The organism is Caulobacter sp. P4_E5 (assembly GCF_056401555.1).
In genome coordinates this window covers 1-13945 of sequence record NZ_JBFUJD010000013.1, presented here as the reverse complement: position 1 = coordinate 13945, position 13945 = coordinate 1, and the positions used below count along the sequence as shown (strand labels likewise).

At 67.3% G+C, this 13945-nt stretch carries 14 protein-coding genes, 2 tRNA genes and 3 pseudogenes; 14 read left to right on the top strand and 5 right to left on the bottom strand.

Annotation, left to right across the window (positions count from 1 at the left end; translation table 11 throughout):
- Nucleotides 1-11: 11 nt before the first annotated feature.
- Nucleotides 12-165, top strand: a pseudogene (locus AC1DSO_RS06165) (hypothetical protein); the annotation flags it as partial.
- A gap of 10 nt (nt 166-175) precedes the next feature.
- Here the strand turns inward: AC1DSO_RS06165 and AC1DSO_RS06160 are convergent.
- Nucleotides 176-1141 (bottom strand): complex I NDUFA9 subunit family protein, encoded by a 966-nt coding sequence (locus AC1DSO_RS06160; protein WP_477068007.1) that lies wholly within the window; start codon nt 1139-1141, stop codon nt 176-178.
- 169 nt (nt 1142-1310) lie between these two features.
- Here AC1DSO_RS06160 and AC1DSO_RS06155 point away from each other — a divergent pair.
- From AC1DSO_RS06155 to ptsN, 9 genes and pseudogenes are all read left to right on the top strand, one after another.
- Nucleotides 1311-1397 (top strand) — tRNA-Leu (locus AC1DSO_RS06155).
- Between the two features lie 165 nt (nt 1398-1562).
- Entirely contained in the window at nt 1563-2180 is a 618-nt protein-coding gene (locus tag AC1DSO_RS06150; protein ID WP_477068006.1) for a ribonuclease D, read from the top strand.
- A pseudogene (gene lptC, locus AC1DSO_RS06145) lies at nt 2147-2811 on the top strand (LPS export ABC transporter periplasmic protein LptC). Before AC1DSO_RS06150 ends, lptC begins: the two are co-directional and overlap by 34 nt.
- Before the next feature lie 62 nt (nt 2812-2873).
- Nucleotides 2874-3452, top strand: a complete 579-nt coding sequence (locus tag AC1DSO_RS06140) for an LptA/OstA family protein (RefSeq protein WP_477068005.1) — start codon at nt 2874-2876, stop codon at nt 3450-3452.
- 9 nt (nt 3453-3461) lie between these two features.
- The gene (lptB, locus tag AC1DSO_RS06135) at nt 3462-4220 is read left to right on the top strand and encodes an LPS export ABC transporter ATP-binding protein (RefSeq protein ID WP_047403892.1); all 759 of its coding nucleotides are present in this window, start codon (nt 3462-3464) and stop codon (nt 4218-4220) included.
- 202 nt (nt 4221-4422) lie between these two features.
- Nucleotides 4423-5928 carry an RNA polymerase factor sigma-54 gene (gene rpoN / locus AC1DSO_RS06130; RefSeq protein ID WP_477068004.1) on the top strand — a complete coding sequence of 502 codons (1506 nt, stop codon included), beginning with the start codon at nt 4423-4425 and terminating at the stop codon, nt 5926-5928.
- 48 nt (nt 5929-5976) lie between these two features.
- Nucleotides 5977-6591 (top strand): exopolysaccharide biosynthesis protein, encoded by a 615-nt coding sequence (locus AC1DSO_RS06125; protein WP_056053976.1) that lies wholly within the window; start codon nt 5977-5979, stop codon nt 6589-6591.
- Nucleotides 6592-6653: 62 nt separating this feature from the next.
- Nucleotides 6654-7286: a ribosome hibernation-promoting factor, HPF/YfiA family gene (gene hpf / locus AC1DSO_RS06120; protein WP_477068003.1), complete on the top strand. Its 633-nt coding sequence runs from the start codon at nt 6654-6656 to the stop codon at nt 7284-7286.
- 87 nt (nt 7287-7373) lie between these two features.
- Nucleotides 7374-7838 carry a PTS IIA-like nitrogen regulatory protein PtsN gene (ptsN, locus tag AC1DSO_RS06115; RefSeq protein WP_477068067.1) on the top strand — a complete coding sequence of 155 codons (465 nt, stop codon included), beginning with the start codon at nt 7374-7376 and terminating at the stop codon, nt 7836-7838.
- Between the two features lie 51 nt (nt 7839-7889).
- Here the strand turns inward: ptsN and AC1DSO_RS06110 are convergent, their stop codons facing one another.
- From AC1DSO_RS06110 to AC1DSO_RS06095, 4 genes are all read right to left on the bottom strand, one after another.
- The gene (locus tag AC1DSO_RS06110; protein WP_477068002.1) at nt 7890-8159 is read right to left on the bottom strand and encodes a DUF1150 family protein; all 270 of its coding nucleotides are present in this window, start codon (nt 8157-8159) and stop codon (nt 7890-7892) included.
- A gap of 84 nt (nt 8160-8243) precedes the next feature.
- A complete protein-coding gene (locus AC1DSO_RS06105) occupies nt 8244-8669 on the bottom strand; it encodes an Hsp20 family protein (RefSeq protein WP_477068001.1) in 426 nt (141 codons plus the stop codon).
- A gap of 169 nt (nt 8670-8838) precedes the next feature.
- Nucleotides 8839-8914: transfer RNA gene (locus tag AC1DSO_RS06100), tRNA-Ala, on the bottom strand.
- Between the two features lie 227 nt (nt 8915-9141).
- Nucleotides 9142-9609 (bottom strand): TIGR02300 family protein, encoded by a 468-nt coding sequence (locus AC1DSO_RS06095; protein ID WP_477068000.1) that lies wholly within the window; start codon nt 9607-9609, stop codon nt 9142-9144.
- Between the two features lie 118 nt (nt 9610-9727).
- Here AC1DSO_RS06095 and aroA point away from each other — a divergent pair, with 118 nt between their 5' ends.
- From aroA to AC1DSO_RS06075, 4 genes and pseudogenes are all read left to right on the top strand, one after another.
- On the top strand, nt 9728-11059 hold the full coding sequence (aroA, locus tag AC1DSO_RS06090) for a 3-phosphoshikimate 1-carboxyvinyltransferase (protein WP_477067999.1): 1332 nt from the start codon (nt 9728-9730) through the stop codon (nt 11057-11059).
- 2 nt (nt 11060-11061) lie between these two features.
- A complete protein-coding gene (gene cmk / locus AC1DSO_RS06085) occupies nt 11062-11712 on the top strand; it encodes a (d)CMP kinase (protein WP_477067998.1) in 651 nt (216 codons plus the stop codon).
- Between the two features lie 134 nt (nt 11713-11846).
- A complete protein-coding gene (gene rpsA, locus AC1DSO_RS06080; RefSeq protein WP_477067997.1) occupies nt 11847-13559 on the top strand; it encodes a 30S ribosomal protein S1 in 1713 nt (570 codons plus the stop codon).
- A 112-nt stretch (nt 13560-13671) separates the two neighbouring features.
- Nucleotides 13672-13945: pseudogene (locus AC1DSO_RS06075) on the top strand (DUF3857 domain-containing protein); the annotation flags it as partial.

Here is a 13945-nt window from a genome sequence, read left to right as displayed (position 1 = left end):
TCCTTCTCCCCTTGCGGGAGAAGGTGTCGCCGTCAGGCGACGGATGAGGGGTCGCACAAACGAAAACCGCCGCGACTAGCCGAAAGGCCGGTCGCGGCGGTTTCTGTTTTCAACCCCTCACCCGACCCGCTGCGCGGGCCACCCTCTCCCGCAAGGGGAGAGGGGAACAAGCATCCTAGAACGCCCCCGCCGGGGTCTCGGCGTACTGGCCGCCCTTGCGGAAGCGGTAGAGATAGGTCGGGACCACGGCCTCGACGGCGGTCGGGATCACGCCGGCCTCGGCCAGGCCAGGCAGGCCGCCGTCGGCGACGTTGTCGCTCTTCAGCATCTCGACCTGGTCGGAGGTCACCGGCGGGGCCCACGGGACGATCCCGGCCAGGATATCGCCCACCGAGCCGAGCAGCGAGGCGATCGGCCACGGCAGCGGGGCCAGCGGCCGGTCGCGGCCGGTCTCGGTCAGCACCAACCGCAGGATCTCGCGCATCGTATAGACGGTCGGGCCGCCCAGCTCGTAGGTCACGCCGACGGCAGCGGGGCTGGCGGCGGCCTTGGCGATCACGGCGGCGACGTCGCCGACAAACACCGGCTGCACGCGCGTTTCGCCGCCGACCAGCGGCACGACCGGAGCCAGGGCCGCGATCTGGGCGAACTTGTTGAAGAACTTGTCGTCGACGCCGAACACCAGCGAGGGCCGAACGATCGTCGCACCCGGGAAGGCGGCGCGCACGGCGGCCTCGCCCTCGGCCTTGGTGCGGAAATATTTCGAGTCCGAAGTCGCCTTGGCGCCCAGGGCGCTGACGTGGACCAGATGCTTGACGCCGAGCTGGCTGGCCGTCTCGGCCACGGTCTTGGCGCCCATGACGTGCAGGGACTGGAACTTCTGACGGCCGCTCTCCCAGAGCACGCCGACCAGGTTCACGCAGGCCTCGGCGCCGTCCAGGGCGCGGGCGACCGAAGCGGGATTGCGGACATTGGCCTGGACCACCTCGATCTGGCCGACGTCACCCAGCATGCGCATGCGATAGGCCAGATTGGGCTGGCGCACGGCCACCCGCACCCGGTGGCCCGCCTTGGCCAGAGCGCGCACGACCTGGCCGCCCACGAAACCCGTGCCGCCGAACACCGTGACAAGACCCTGCATCTTCATTCCTCGTCGCATGCGATGACGCCACCGCGATAAACGCGGGGATTAGACGACCACGGCCTTGTTCGCAACGAAATCACGATTTGTCGATTTTTGGCTGTTGACGCGGCCGGAGGCTTTCCCTAAACGTCCCGGCCTCGCGGCGACCTAACGGTTGCTACCGCGGGCCCAGGTGGCGGAATTGGTAGACGCGCTGGCTTCAGGTGCCAGTGACCGAAAGGTCGTGGAGGTTCGAGTCCTCTCCTGGGCACCACCCTTACAGAGCTTCTTTTAAGAAGCGGGGTGGCGCCGAACTTCCCAACGGCCAAACTTCCAACGGATAGATATCCCGTTCATCGTGAGTATAAGTGACGCGCGCCTATATCAGGCGCGTGGTTCGACGCGTCGCGGGCGAACCCGAGCCGGAGATTTCTGAGACTTGGCCAATTTTGTTCACGAGGGCGACCTGCCCGACGGCGCGTTCGCCGGGGCGAGCATCATCGCGATCGATTCCGAGACCATGGGCCTGCGCCTGGGTCGCGACCCGCTGTGCGTGGTCCAGCTGTCGTCGGGCGACGGCGACGCCCACGTGGTGCGCCTGAGGCGCCCGGCCTACGACTGCCCCAATCTCAAGGCTCTGCTGACCGATCCGGGCGTGCTGAAGCTTTTTCACTTCGGCCGCTTTGATATCGCCATGTTCGAACTCCATCTGGGAGTCGTGACCGCACCCGTCTACTGCACCAAGATCGCCTCTAAGCTGGCTCGCACCTACACCGACCGCCACGGCCTGAAGGACGTGACGCGCGAGTTGCTGAGCGTAGAGCTGTCCAAGGCCCAGCAGTCGTCGGACTGGGGCGCGGCCGCTCTGAGCGCCGAGCAGGTGGCCTACGCTGCCTCGGACGTGCTGCACCTGCACGCCCTGCGCGAAAAGCTGAACATCATGCTGGAACGCGAGGGCCGCATGGCCCACGCCCAGGCCGCCTTCGACTACCTCCCCCACCGCGCCTCGCTCGACCTGGCCGGCTGGGAGGAGGTCGACATCTTCGCGCACACCTGACGGAAAGCGGATGCACCCCACCGCGGTCATGACCGGACGAGCGATAAGCGCCGACCTCGCGCGCTGGCGCCGCCGCTCGCGCCGGGTGCTGGCCGCGCGCATCGTCCTGCCGGCCGCGATCGCGATCCTGCTGCTGATCGTGGCCTCACAGGTCGGCTGGCGCACCTACATGTCCGCCACCCATCCGCCGGCCGAGGCCAAGACCGAGATACGCCTGATCACGCCGCGCTTCTACGGCCAGTCGACCGACGGCCGCAGCTTCATGATCACCGCGCGGTCGGCGATCCGCGATGACAACGATCCGCGCCGGATCATCCTGGAGGACCCGGCTCTGACCCTTGATCTCGGCTCGCCGACGCCCACGCGGATGACCGCCAAGCACGGCGTTTATCGGCAGGACAATTTCGGCCTGAACCTGAAGGACGATGTCCGACTGGACGATGGCACCGGTTACCGCTTCGCGTCGGAGGAGTCCTTCGTGGACACCAAGACCGGAAACGTCTCGGGCGAGAGCACGATGAATGGCGAAGGTCCCAGCGGACAGGTGCAATCTCGCGCTTACTCCGTATATGACAAGGGCGATCGCATCGTCTTCCGCGGCGGGGTTCGCGCGCGGTTCGAACGGCAGTAGTGAAGACAAATGGCGCAGGTTCGCGTAAGCCGCGAGCGGCGACGGATGAGGACATGGTTCTGATGAAGCGATGGACGGCTGCGGCGGCGACCGCGTTGATCTTGTCAGGGATTGGGGCCGGCGGCGCGGCCTACGCCCAACAAGGCGACTCGAGCGCGCCGATCGACGTGTCCGCTGACCAGCAGGAAACGATCAACAGCAAGTGCATCACTATCTTCCGCGGCAACGTGGAGATCCTGCAGAACCGCTCGCGCATGCGGGCCAAGCAGGTGACGGTGTACAGCGCCCGCAAGGCTGGCGCCGCGACCGACAACGCCAATGCCTGCGGCAACGCCCAGCGGATGGAAGCCGAAGGCAATGTGTACCTGGTCAGCGACCAGCAGCAGGCCCGCGGCGATCGTGCGGTCTACACCTTCGACAACAACATCGCCGTGGTCACCGGCGACGTGGTGCTGGTCAAGGGCAAGGACGTGGCGCGGGGCGACCGTCTGACCGTCAACACCAAGACCAATGACGCCAAGCTGGAATCCAGCACCCCGGGGCGGACCGCGCCGCGCCGGGTGCGCGCGGTGTTCTATCAGGACGACAACAAGAAGACCTCCGACGCGCCGGCCGCGGCCGAACAGCCCGCCCAGCGCTAGGACCCCTTTATGACCCTGACCCCCAACGACATGGACGGCCTGTTCGTCGATTCCGTGGGCAAGTCGTTCGGCGACCGTCCGGTCGTCAAGAACGTCTCGCTGCGGCTGAAGCGCGGCGAAGTCGCCGGCCTGCTCGGCCCGAACGGCGCCGGCAAGACGACCTGCTTCTACATGATCACCGGCCTGATCGCCGCCGACTACGGCGCGATCTACCTGGACGGCGAGAACATCACCGCCCAGCCGATGTTCCAGCGCGCCCGCCTCGGCGTCGGCTATCTGCCGCAGGAAGCCTCGATCTTCCGGGGCATGACGGTCGAGCAGAACGTCATGGCCGTGGTCGAGATGCGCCAGAAGGATCCGCGCAAGGCCCGCGAGCAGGTGACCAGCATCCTGGAAGAGCTGCGCATCACCCACATCCGCAAGTCGCCGGCCGTGGCCCTGTCGGGCGGCGAGCGGCGTCGCGTGGAAATCGCCCGCGCCCTGGCGAGCGAGCCGTCGTTCATGCTGCTGGACGAACCGTTCGCCGGCATCGACCCGCTGGCGATCGCCGACATCCGCGAGGTGGTCGGCTATCTCAAGAGCCGCGGCATCGGCATCCTGATCACCGACCACAACGTGCGCGAGACGCTGGACATCATCGACCGCGCCTCGATCATTCACGCTGGCGAGGTGCTGTTCGAGGGCTCGCCGCGCGAGATCGTCGACAACCCTGAGGTCAAGCGCGTCTACCTTGGCGACAGCTTCTCGGAGCCGCGCCTCGGCGGTTAAGCATGTTTGGCGAGGGGCCGAAGGGCCTTTCGCCGGCTTCCGCGCGCGCCAAGCCCTTGTCCCGCAAGGGCTGGCCGGATCGAAACGCGGTTTTTCGGGACACTCGGTCGCACCGGCCCGATAATTGCAAGTGTTCGCCTCCCGTTAACCAGAACCGCCCTTCAATGGCGATCGAAGTTGTTCGATTTGTCAGGAGGGCGCATTGGCGCTCAGCCATCGACTAGAGCTCCGGCAGGGCCAGGGCCTCGTCATCACCCCGCAGCTGCAGCAGGCTATCAAGCTGCTGCAGTTGTCGAACATCGAGCTCGACGCCTTCGTCGAGGCGGAGCTGGAGCGTAACCCGCTCCTGCACCGTGACGAAGGCGAGTCCGAGCCCGCTGGTGAGGTCGAGGCCGAACGCGCCGCCAGCCAGACCCAGCTCGACGCGGTGGCCGACACCACGGCGGGCCGCGAGATGGACGCGCCGGCGGACGACGTCTCGCCCGGCGAACGCGCCACCGGCGACGGCGCCGAAGCCGACCAGGGCGCCGAACACGCCGGCGGCCAGATCGACTGGTCGCGGGCCGGCGGCGGCGGCTCGTTCGAGGGCGACGACAGCTACGAACGCGCCCTGACCGACACCCCGACCCTGGCCGCGCACCTGCGCGCCCAACTGGTTCAAGCCGCGCTCTCGCCGGCGCGCAACGCCATCGCCGAGATCCTGATCGACGCCGTCGACGAGGGCGGCTACCTGCGCCTCGACGTCGTTGAGCTGGCGGCCCGCCTGGGCTGCAAGCTGGAGATGGTCGAGGAAACCCTCACGGTCCTGCAGGGCTTCGAGCCCGCCGGCGTCTTCGCCCGCGACGTCCGCGAGTGCCTGGCGCTGCAGCTGAAGGACCTGAACCGCTACGACCCGTGCATGGCCGCCCTGCTCGACAATCTCGAGCTGCTGGCCAAGCGCGACATGGCCGCCCTGCGCCGCCTCTGTAGCGTGGACGACGAGGATCTGCGCGACATGGTCGCCGAGATCCGCGCGCTGTCGCCCCGCCCGGGCGCGGTCTATCATACCGAGCCGGCCGAGACCCTGGTGCCCGACGTCATGGTCCGCGAGGGCCTGGGCGGCATGTGGCATGTCGAGCTGAACACCGACACCCTGCCGCGCGTGCTGGTCGACCAGCGTTACCACGCCCGCATTTCCAAGGGCGCGCGCACCGATCAGGAAAAGACCTTCGTCTCGGACTGCATGGCCACGGCCAACTGGCTGGTGAAGAGCTTGGACCAGCGCGCCAAGACCATCCTGAAGGTCTCCAGCGAGATCGTACGCCAGCAGGACGGCTTCCTGGCGTTCGGGGTCGAGCACCTGCGGCCGCTGAACCTGAAGACGGTGGCCGACGCCATCGGCATGCACGAGAGCACGGTCAGCCGGGTCACCTCGAACAAGTACATCGCCACGACGCGCGGCGTGTTCGAGCTGAAATTCTTCTTCACCTCGGCCATCCAGTCGTCGGAAGGCGGCGAGGCGCACTCGGCCGCCAGCGTCCGTCACAAGATCAAGGGCCTGGTTGACGCCGAGAGAACCGAGGTCGATGTCCATTCCGACGACGCCATTGTCGAAATTCTCAAGGCTGCCGGGGTCGACATCGCCCGCCGGACCGTGGCCAAGTACCGCGAGGCCATGCGGATCCCCTCCTCGGTCGAGCGTCGCCGCTTGATGAAGGAAGCGGTCTGAGCGCCAAAAGCGCCCCTCGCGCGTTCCTGAGCGGGCCGTGACGAGGTTTTGATGATCGAGAAGAGTCTGGCGGACGTGATCGAGGGGTTCGGCGAGGACGCCAGCCCCGTTCTGACCGTCGGAGAGATGCTGGAGGCGTTCGACAGCCGGGCCTTCGGGGCCATGCTGCTGGTTTTCGGCCTGCTCAACACCCTGCCCCTGCCGCCAGGCTCCTCGACGGTGCTGTCGCTGCCGATCCTGTTCCTGGCGCCGCAGATCGCCATGGGGGCCGACACGCCGTGGCTGCCGCGCGGCCTGATCGAGAAGCCCCTGAAGCGCGACGACCTGCGCGGCCTGTTCCGGCGCCTGGCCCCGATCGTCCGCAGCATGGAGCTGATCACCCGTCCCAGGCTGCGGCCAATGTTCGCACCGCTGGGCGAGCGGGCGATCGGCGTGGTCTGCACCCTGCTGGCCCTGGTGCTGGTCCTGCCCATCCCGCTGGGCAATCTGGCGCCCGGCGCGACGGTCGCCGTCCTGGCCCTGGCGCTGCTCCAGCGCGACGGCGTCCTGGCCCTCCTGGGCTACCTGATGGCCCTCGGAAGCGGGGCCCTATTATTCGTCAGCGCCCATGTCGTGATCATGGCCGTCCGCAAGCTTTTGAGTGTTTTTTCAGGCCTCGTCTGACGACGTCGCAAGGACCGCTGGCGCCGCTTGACACCCGTCTCGGACAGGCGCGTTGTTAGCGCATGCAAGTCCAAGTTTCCGGCAAGCATGTCGACGTTGGCGAGGCTCTGCGAGCGCGAGTCTCCGACGAAATCGCCCTGAGCATTGGGAAATACTTCGACCGAGGCGGCGCAGCCGAGGTCGTGGTCAGCAAGGACGGCTATGCCTTCCGTGTCGATTGCTCGGTAAAGCTGGCTTCGGGTCAGCAACTCATCAGCCACGGATCGGGAGGCGACGCGCACGCGGCGTTCGACGCGGCCTTGGCCAAGATCGACACCCGGATTCGACGATACAAGAGGCGGCTGAAGAGCCACTCGGCGGCGGCCACGGCCAAGCAGGTCGAGAACGCCGCCATGTTCGTCCTCCGGGCGCCGGAGATCGACGAAGGCGAGGAACACGACTGGGAAGCCGACGCCGACCACCCGACGGGCGCGCCCGCGGCGATGGTCATCGCGGAGACCCAGGCGGCCGTGAAGACCATGACTGTTTCCATGGCTGTCATGGAACTGGACTTGACCGCGTACCCGGCAATCGTGTTTAGGAACGCCGCCCACGGCGGATTGTCCGTGGTCTACCGGCGTCCAGACGGGAATATCGGCTGGATCGACCCCGAACGCACGAAGTCGCTGAACGGGCACGGGTCAACCGCGAGCTAACCTGACCATGGCATGGTGGGTGGCGTCGTCGGCGGATCCGCGGCGACGGCGCCAAGGCGGTCGACAATGAGCGAGCGTTGGAAGTCCATGACCATCGGCGATCTTCTCGATCCGGGAGCGGTGGCGCTGCGCGTCTCCGCGCCGGGTAAGCGCCAGGCTCTTTCCATGGTCGCCGACGTCGCCGCCCGGGTTCTAGGCGTCGACGCCGACGTCGCGCTGGAGGGGCTCGTCGAGCGCGAGGCGGCCGGCTCGACCGGCGTGGGCGAGGGCGTGGCCCTGCCGCACGCGCGCCTGGACGGGCTGGATCGCGTCCGCGCGGTGCTGGTGCGCCTGGACACGCCGGTGGCGTTCGACGCTCTCGACGACAAGCCGGTGGATCTGCTGGTGGCGCTGTTCGCCCCGCGCGAGGCCAATGCACAACATTTGCGGGCCTTGGCCCGCGTGGCGCGGATGATGCGCCAGCCCGAGACGCGGTCGGCCCTGCGCCAGGCGCGGTCGGCCGACGCTATCCACGTCCTGCTGACGCACGAAGCGACCAGCACGGCGGCATAGCCCCTTCTGGGGCTCTGGAGGGCCGGCTAGGGCCCTCCGCCTTACTCACAGCTAGTGGACCGACACCGGCGCCAGTTCGTGGGCCAGGGCGGCGGCGATCGCCGTGTCGCGGTCGATCATGACGGCCAGGCGGGCGCCGTCGGCGCGGCACACGGCGTACAGTGTCTGATCCGGCGACAGGCTGAAGTCCTCCACGCCTTCCGGGACGTCCGCGAGGATCTCGGCCGCCTTGATCGGGCGGACATAGACGAGGTCCGGCGCGCCGAGGGCCGCGAAGGCTTCGCTCGTGAAGAGCGGGCTGCGGTGGGTGTTAGGCGTCATGATGACCACCTCCTTGGTGAGGGAACGCGCCGTTTCCCGGCCGGTTCAGCGCCGTGCGGGAAGGGACAGGTTCCGCGCGGCCGTTCAGCCCGCGCTGCGAATGGGAATCTTTTTAACCAGGCGCTCGGGTTCGGGGCGCGCCAGGTCGATATGCAGGAGGCCGTGCTCCAGGGTCGCGGCGGTCACTTCCATCCCCTCGGCGAGGACAAAGGTGCGAACGAAACCCCTGGCGGCGATGCCGCGGTGCAAGAAGGCGCGCTCGGCCTCCGAGCGGCCGTCGGCGTCGCGCTTGCCGGCCACGATCAGCTGGCCGCCCTCGATGGTCACCTGCAGCTGGTCGGGCGAGAAGCCCGCCACGGCCAGGGTGATGCGCACGCCGCCGTTGTCGGATTGCTCGACATTGTAGGGCGGATAGCTTTCCGAGGCGGCCTTGGCGGCGCGCTCGATCAGGTCTCGGGTGTGTTCGAAGCCCAGCAGGAAGGGGCTGTCGAACAGGATCGTCCGGGTCATCGCGAAGTCCTCGCTCAAGCGACTTCGTTCGCGGAGACAAACCCGAGGATCGGCGAAGGTCCCCACGACACGGATCCAGAAATGGCGACCGCGGCCTGAGGGTTCAAGAGGAGGGGGAAGCTTAGGTCCAGAAATGGACAAGGCCCGGACGTTTCCGTCCGGGCCTTGATGGTGGAGCTAAGCGGAGTCGAACCGCTGACCTCTTGAATGCCATTCAAGCGCTCTACCAGCTGAGCTATAGCCCCAAATTTTTCGGAGGGAACCTTGCGGTAACTCTCGGAAATCCTTGGTCTCTTCGGCGTTTCGACTGGTGTCGCTCCCCGAAGAGGCGCGGAACCTAGTCCGGGATTTTTTTGGGATCAAGCCTCTTCTCGAAGTTTTTTCGAGAAAAATGTCGCACCCCGAAAAACCCCTGTGGACGACCGGTTTCAGTAAGCCCGAAACCGGTCGTCACAGAGACAGATCCAATGGATCAGTCTTCTTCGCCCTCGCCGGGCAGACCCTCGATCTCGTCCTCGAGGATGTCGTCGTCGTCCTCGTCCTCCAGGAACGGAACGTCGTCGGCTTCGTCCTCGGCGAGGTCTTCGTCCTCGGCGAAGTCGACGCCCAGGTCGTCACCGCCCGCGGGGGCCGGCGCGCCGGGATCGACGTCTTCGTCCTCGGTTTCGATGACGTCCGGCTCGACCTTGTCGATTTCCGGCGTTTCATCGACCTCGTCCTCGAAGCCGTCCTCGTCCTTGGGAGCGGGGGCGGGCTTCTCGTCCTCGGCGTCATAGTCCGGCGTGATCGAGCGAGCCCGGACGCGGCGCGACTTCAGCGCCTCTTCCGGGTCGAACGACTCACCGCACTTGGGGCAAACGGCCGGACGGCGACCGAGGTCGTAGAATTTGGATTGGCAGTTGGGGCAAATTTGTTTTGCGCCCAATTCGGGATTGGCCAATTGGCGACCCTTTGATCCGGATGGGAAAAGCGGCCGGTCACTTGCCATGGCGAGAGCCCGCTGTCAAAAGCAATCCCCTTCGCGCAACCACCTGTATCTTTGAGGAGCCGGTTTCGGCATGACGGCGGCTGGATTGAGGAGCGCCCCGGGAGGCGCTCTGCGAGGGACTGTTCGCGCTCCGGGCGACAAATCCATTTCACACCGATCGATGATCCTGGGCGCGCTGGCGACCGGGACGACGACGGTCGAGGGCCTTCTCGAAGGCGACGACGTTCTCGCCACCGCGCGGGCCATGCGGGCCTTCGGCGCGCGGGTCGAGCAGGAGGGCGGCGGACGCTGGCGGATCGAGGGCAAGGGCGGCTTCGAAGAGCCGGCCGACGTGATCGACTGCGGCAACGCCGGCACCGGCGTGCGCCTGATCATGGGCGCGGCGGCGGGCTTCGCCATGTGTTCGACCTTCACCGGCGACGCCTCGCTGCGCGGCCGCCCGATGGGCCGGGTGCTGGAGCCGCTGGCCAAGATGGGCGCGACCTGGATGGGCCGCGACCGGGGGCGCCTGCCCTTGACCCTGAAGGGCGGCAATCTGCGCGGCCTGAACTACACCCTGCCGATGGCCTCGGCCCAGGTGAAGTCGGCCGTGCTGCTGGCCGGGCTGCACGCCGAGGGCGGCGTCGAGGTGATCGAGCCCGAAGCCACCCGCGACCACACCGAACGCATGCTACGCGCCTTCGGGGCCGAGGTGCTGGTCGAGGACCGCGAGGTCGGCGACAAGACCGTCCGCCACGTGCGGCTGCCCGAAGGGCAGAAGCTGACCGGCACGCACGTCGCCGTGCCCGGCGACCCGTCCTCGGCCGCCTTCCCGCTGGTGGCGGGCCTGCTGGTCCCCGGATCCGAGGTGACGGTCGAGGGCGTGATGCTCAACGACCTGCGCACCGGCCTGTTCACGACCTTGCAGGAGATGGGCGCCGACCTGGTCATCTCGAATCGTCGCGTGGCCAGCGGCGAGGAGGTCGGCGACATCACCGCCCGCTACTCGAAACTCAAGGGCGTGGTCGTGCCGCCCGAGCGCGCGCCGTCGATGATCGACGAATATCCGATCTTGGCCGTCGCGGCCGCCTTCGCCGAGGGCGACACGGTGATGCGCGGCATCRGCGAGATGCGGGTCAAGGAAAGCGACCGGATCGCCCTGACGGCGGCCGGCCTCGAGGCCTGCGGCGTCGACGTCGAGGAGGAGCCGGAAGGCTTCATCGTCCACGGGACCGGCCAGCCGCCGCGCGGCGGCGCGACGGTCGAGACCCACGGCGACCATCGGATCGCCATGAGCCACCTGATCCTGGGCATGGCCGCCCAGAACGCGGTGGCCGTGGACGAGCCGGGCATGATCGCCACCAGCTTCCCCGGCTTCCCCGACCTGATGCGCGGCCTGGGCGCAACGCTGACCGAGGCTTAGCCATGGGCTTCGTGATCGCCGTCGACGGGCCGGCCGCCTCGGGCAAGGGCACCATCGCCGCGCGCCTGGCGGCGGCCTACGGCCTGCCGATGCTGGACACCGGCCTGCTGTACCGCGCCGTCGGCGTGCGCATCCTGGCGACCGCCGGCGACCTGGACGACCCCGTGACTGCCGAGGCCTCGGCGCGCGGTCTCGACCTGGCCGAGCTGGAGAAGCCGCAGGTCCGCACCCGCGCCGCCGGCGAGGCCGCCAGCCGCTGCGCCGTGCACCCCGGCGTCCGCGCGGCCCTGTTCGACCTGCAGCGCGCCTTCGCGGCCCGCGAGCCCGGCGCGGTGCTGGACGGCCGCGACATCGGCACGGTCATCGCCCCCGACGCCCCGGCCAAGCTGTACGTCACCGCCAGTCCGGAGGTGCGCGCCGATCGCCGCTGGAAACAGCTGGTCGGCCAGGGCGAAAGCGTCACCTTCGAGGAAATTCTGGCCGACATCCGCAAGCGCGACGCGCGCGACGGCGGCCGCAAGGACGCGCCCATGACACAGGCGGCCGACGCCATCTTGCTCGATACGTCGAAAATGACTATAGAGCAGGCCTTCGATGCGGCCCGCCGTATCGTCGAGACGGCGCGCGCCCGGTCGGGAAACCTCCCGGGCTAATCCACCGCCCGCCTCGCCGCCCGCTAGGAACGCGCGCGGGACCCGCAGAAAACCACTTCATCCGGAATCCCGAGAACCGCTTTCCGGCGGCGCTCACCATAGGGCTTCCCCCAACCTAGAGACTAAACATCAGCATGGCTGACGATATGAGCTTCAACCCGACGCGCGACGATTTCGAAGCGCTGCTTAACGACTCGATGGGCGGCCGCGATTTCGCGGAAGGCACCGTCGTCAAGGGTCTGGTCGTCGGGATCGAAAAGGACTTCGCCATCATCGACGTCGGTCTGAAGACCGAAGGTCGTATTTTGATGAAGGAATTCGGCGTCGACGAAGCCGGCAAGGCCATCATCAAGGTGGGCGACTCGGTCGAGGTGTTCCTGGAACGCCTGGAAAACGCCCTCGGCGAAGCGGTCATCAGCCGCGAAAAGGCCAAGCGCGAAGAGGCCTGGACCCGTCTGGAAGGCGTCTACGCCAAGAACGAACCCGTCATGGGCGCCATCGTCGGCCGCGTGAAGGGTGGCTTCACCGTCGACCTGGGCGGCGCCTCGGCCTTCCTGCCGGGCTCGCAAGTCGACATCCGTCCGGTCCGCGACGTCGGCCCGCTGATGGGCAAGGAACAGCCCTTCGCCATCCTCAAGATGGACCGTCCGCGCGGCAACATCGTCGTCTCGCGTCGCGCCATCCTGGAAGAAGCCCGCGCCGAGCAGCGCACCGAACTGGTGTCGCAGCTGCAAGAGGGTGAAATCCGCGAAGGCGTCGTCAAGAACATCACCGACTACGGTGCGTTCGTCGACCTGGGCGGCATCGACGGCCTGCTGCACGTCACCGACATGAGCTGGAAGCGCGTCAACCACCCGAGCCAAGTGCTCGCCGTGGGCGACACCGTGAAGGTCCAGATCGTCAAGATCAACCCGGACACCCAGCGCATCAGCCTCGGCATGAAGCAGCTGCAGTCGGATCCGTGGGATGGCGTTGAAGCCAAGTACCCGGTCGGCGCCAAGTTCACGGGCCGCATCACCAACATCACCGACTACGGCGCCTTCGTGGAGCTGGAAGCCGGCGTCGAAGGCCTGGTGCACGTCTCGGAAATGTCGTGGACCAAGAAGAACGTCCACCCCGGCAAGATCGTCTCGACCTCGCAAGAAGTCGACGTGGTGGTGCTGGACGTCGATCCGTCGAAGCGCCGCGTGTCGCTGGGCCTGAAGCAAGCCCTGGCCAACCCGTGGGAAGCCTTCCTGGAAGCTCACCCGGTCGGTTCGACCGTCGAAGGCGAAGTCAAGAACGCGACCGAATTCGGTCTGTTCGTCGGCCTCGACAACGACATCGACGGCATGGTGCACCTGTCGGACATCGACTGGAGCGCTCCGGGCGAAGAAGCCATGGCCCGCTACAAGAAGGGTGACATGGTCAAGGCGAAGGTTCTCGACGTCGACATCGAGAAGGAACGCATCTCGCTGGGTATCAAGCAGCTGGGCGGCGACCCGATGTCGGGCGACACCTACCGCAAGAACCAGACCGTGACCGTGACCGTGACGGAAGTCACCACGGGCGGCATCGAAGTGCGCTTCGGTGAAGACGACGCGCCGATGTCGGCCTTCATCCGCAAGTCGGACCTGTCGCGCGATCGTCAGGAACAGCGCCCCGAGCGCTTCGCCGTGGGTGACCGCGTCGACGCTCAGATCACCAACATCGACAAGGCGGCTCGCCGCGTGTCGCTGTCGATCAAGTCGCTGGAAATGGCCGAAGAGAAGGAAGCCATCGAGCAGTTCGGCTCGTCGGACTCCGGCGCTTCGCTGGGCGACATCCTGGGCGCGGCTCTGCGCGAGCGCGCCACCCCCAAGGAATAGTCTTCGTCCCTTCATTGGGACTGAAGTCAGCGGCGGCCGGAGCGATCCGGCCGCCGTTTTCTTTTGCGCGAAAGCCTGCCACAACTCCTGAGGTTGTGTTGGGAGGCGTGGCGTGCGGGCTTTGAAAGTGGCGGTGTTGGCCGCGGTGTCGGTGTTGGTCTTGTCGGGAGCCGCCTGGGCCGACGAGAAGCCCAGCTACGGCCCGCCGGCCAAATGGGTGCAGGTGGCCGATATCCCCGCCCCGCCCGTCGACGACCAGGCGCCGGCCACCCAGCTGCTGCTGGACGACAACCAGTCCCTGCACGACGGCGCCGGCTCGGCCTACTACAACCGCCGTGTGGTCAAGATCCGGCGGTCCGAGGGCCTGCAGGGCGGGTCGCGTAGTC

What these genes read in the sequence shown, in the direction of transcription:
- AC1DSO_RS06160 (WP_477068007.1), bottom strand. Translation starts at nt 1,141, where the DNA reads ATGCAGGGTCTTGTCACGGTGTTCGGCGGCACGGGTTTCGTGGGCGGC.
- AC1DSO_RS06140 (WP_477068005.1), top strand. Translation starts at nt 2,874, where the DNA reads ATGAAGCGATGGACGGCTGCGGCGGCGACCGCGTTGATCTTGTCAGGG.
- lptB (WP_047403892.1), top strand. Translation starts at nt 3,462, where the DNA reads ATGACCCTGACCCCCAACGACATGGACGGCCTGTTCGTCGATTCCGTG.
- hpf (WP_477068003.1), top strand. Translation starts at nt 6,654, where the DNA reads ATGCAAGTCCAAGTTTCCGGCAAGCATGTCGACGTTGGCGAGGCTCTG.
- ptsN (WP_477068067.1), top strand. Translation starts at nt 7,374, where the DNA reads ATGACCATCGGCGATCTTCTCGATCCGGGAGCGGTGGCGCTGCGCGTC.
- AC1DSO_RS06110 (WP_477068002.1), bottom strand. Translation starts at nt 8,159, where the DNA reads ATGACGCCTAACACCCACCGCAGCCCGCTCTTCACGAGCGAAGCCTTC.
- AC1DSO_RS06105 (WP_477068001.1), bottom strand. Translation starts at nt 8,669, where the DNA reads ATGACCCGGACGATCCTGTTCGACAGCCCCTTCCTGCTGGGCTTCGAA.
- cmk (WP_477067998.1), top strand. Translation starts at nt 11,062, where the DNA reads ATGGGCTTCGTGATCGCCGTCGACGGGCCGGCCGCCTCGGGCAAGGGC.
- rpsA (WP_477067997.1), top strand. Translation starts at nt 11,847, where the DNA reads ATGGCTGACGATATGAGCTTCAACCCGACGCGCGACGATTTCGAAGCG.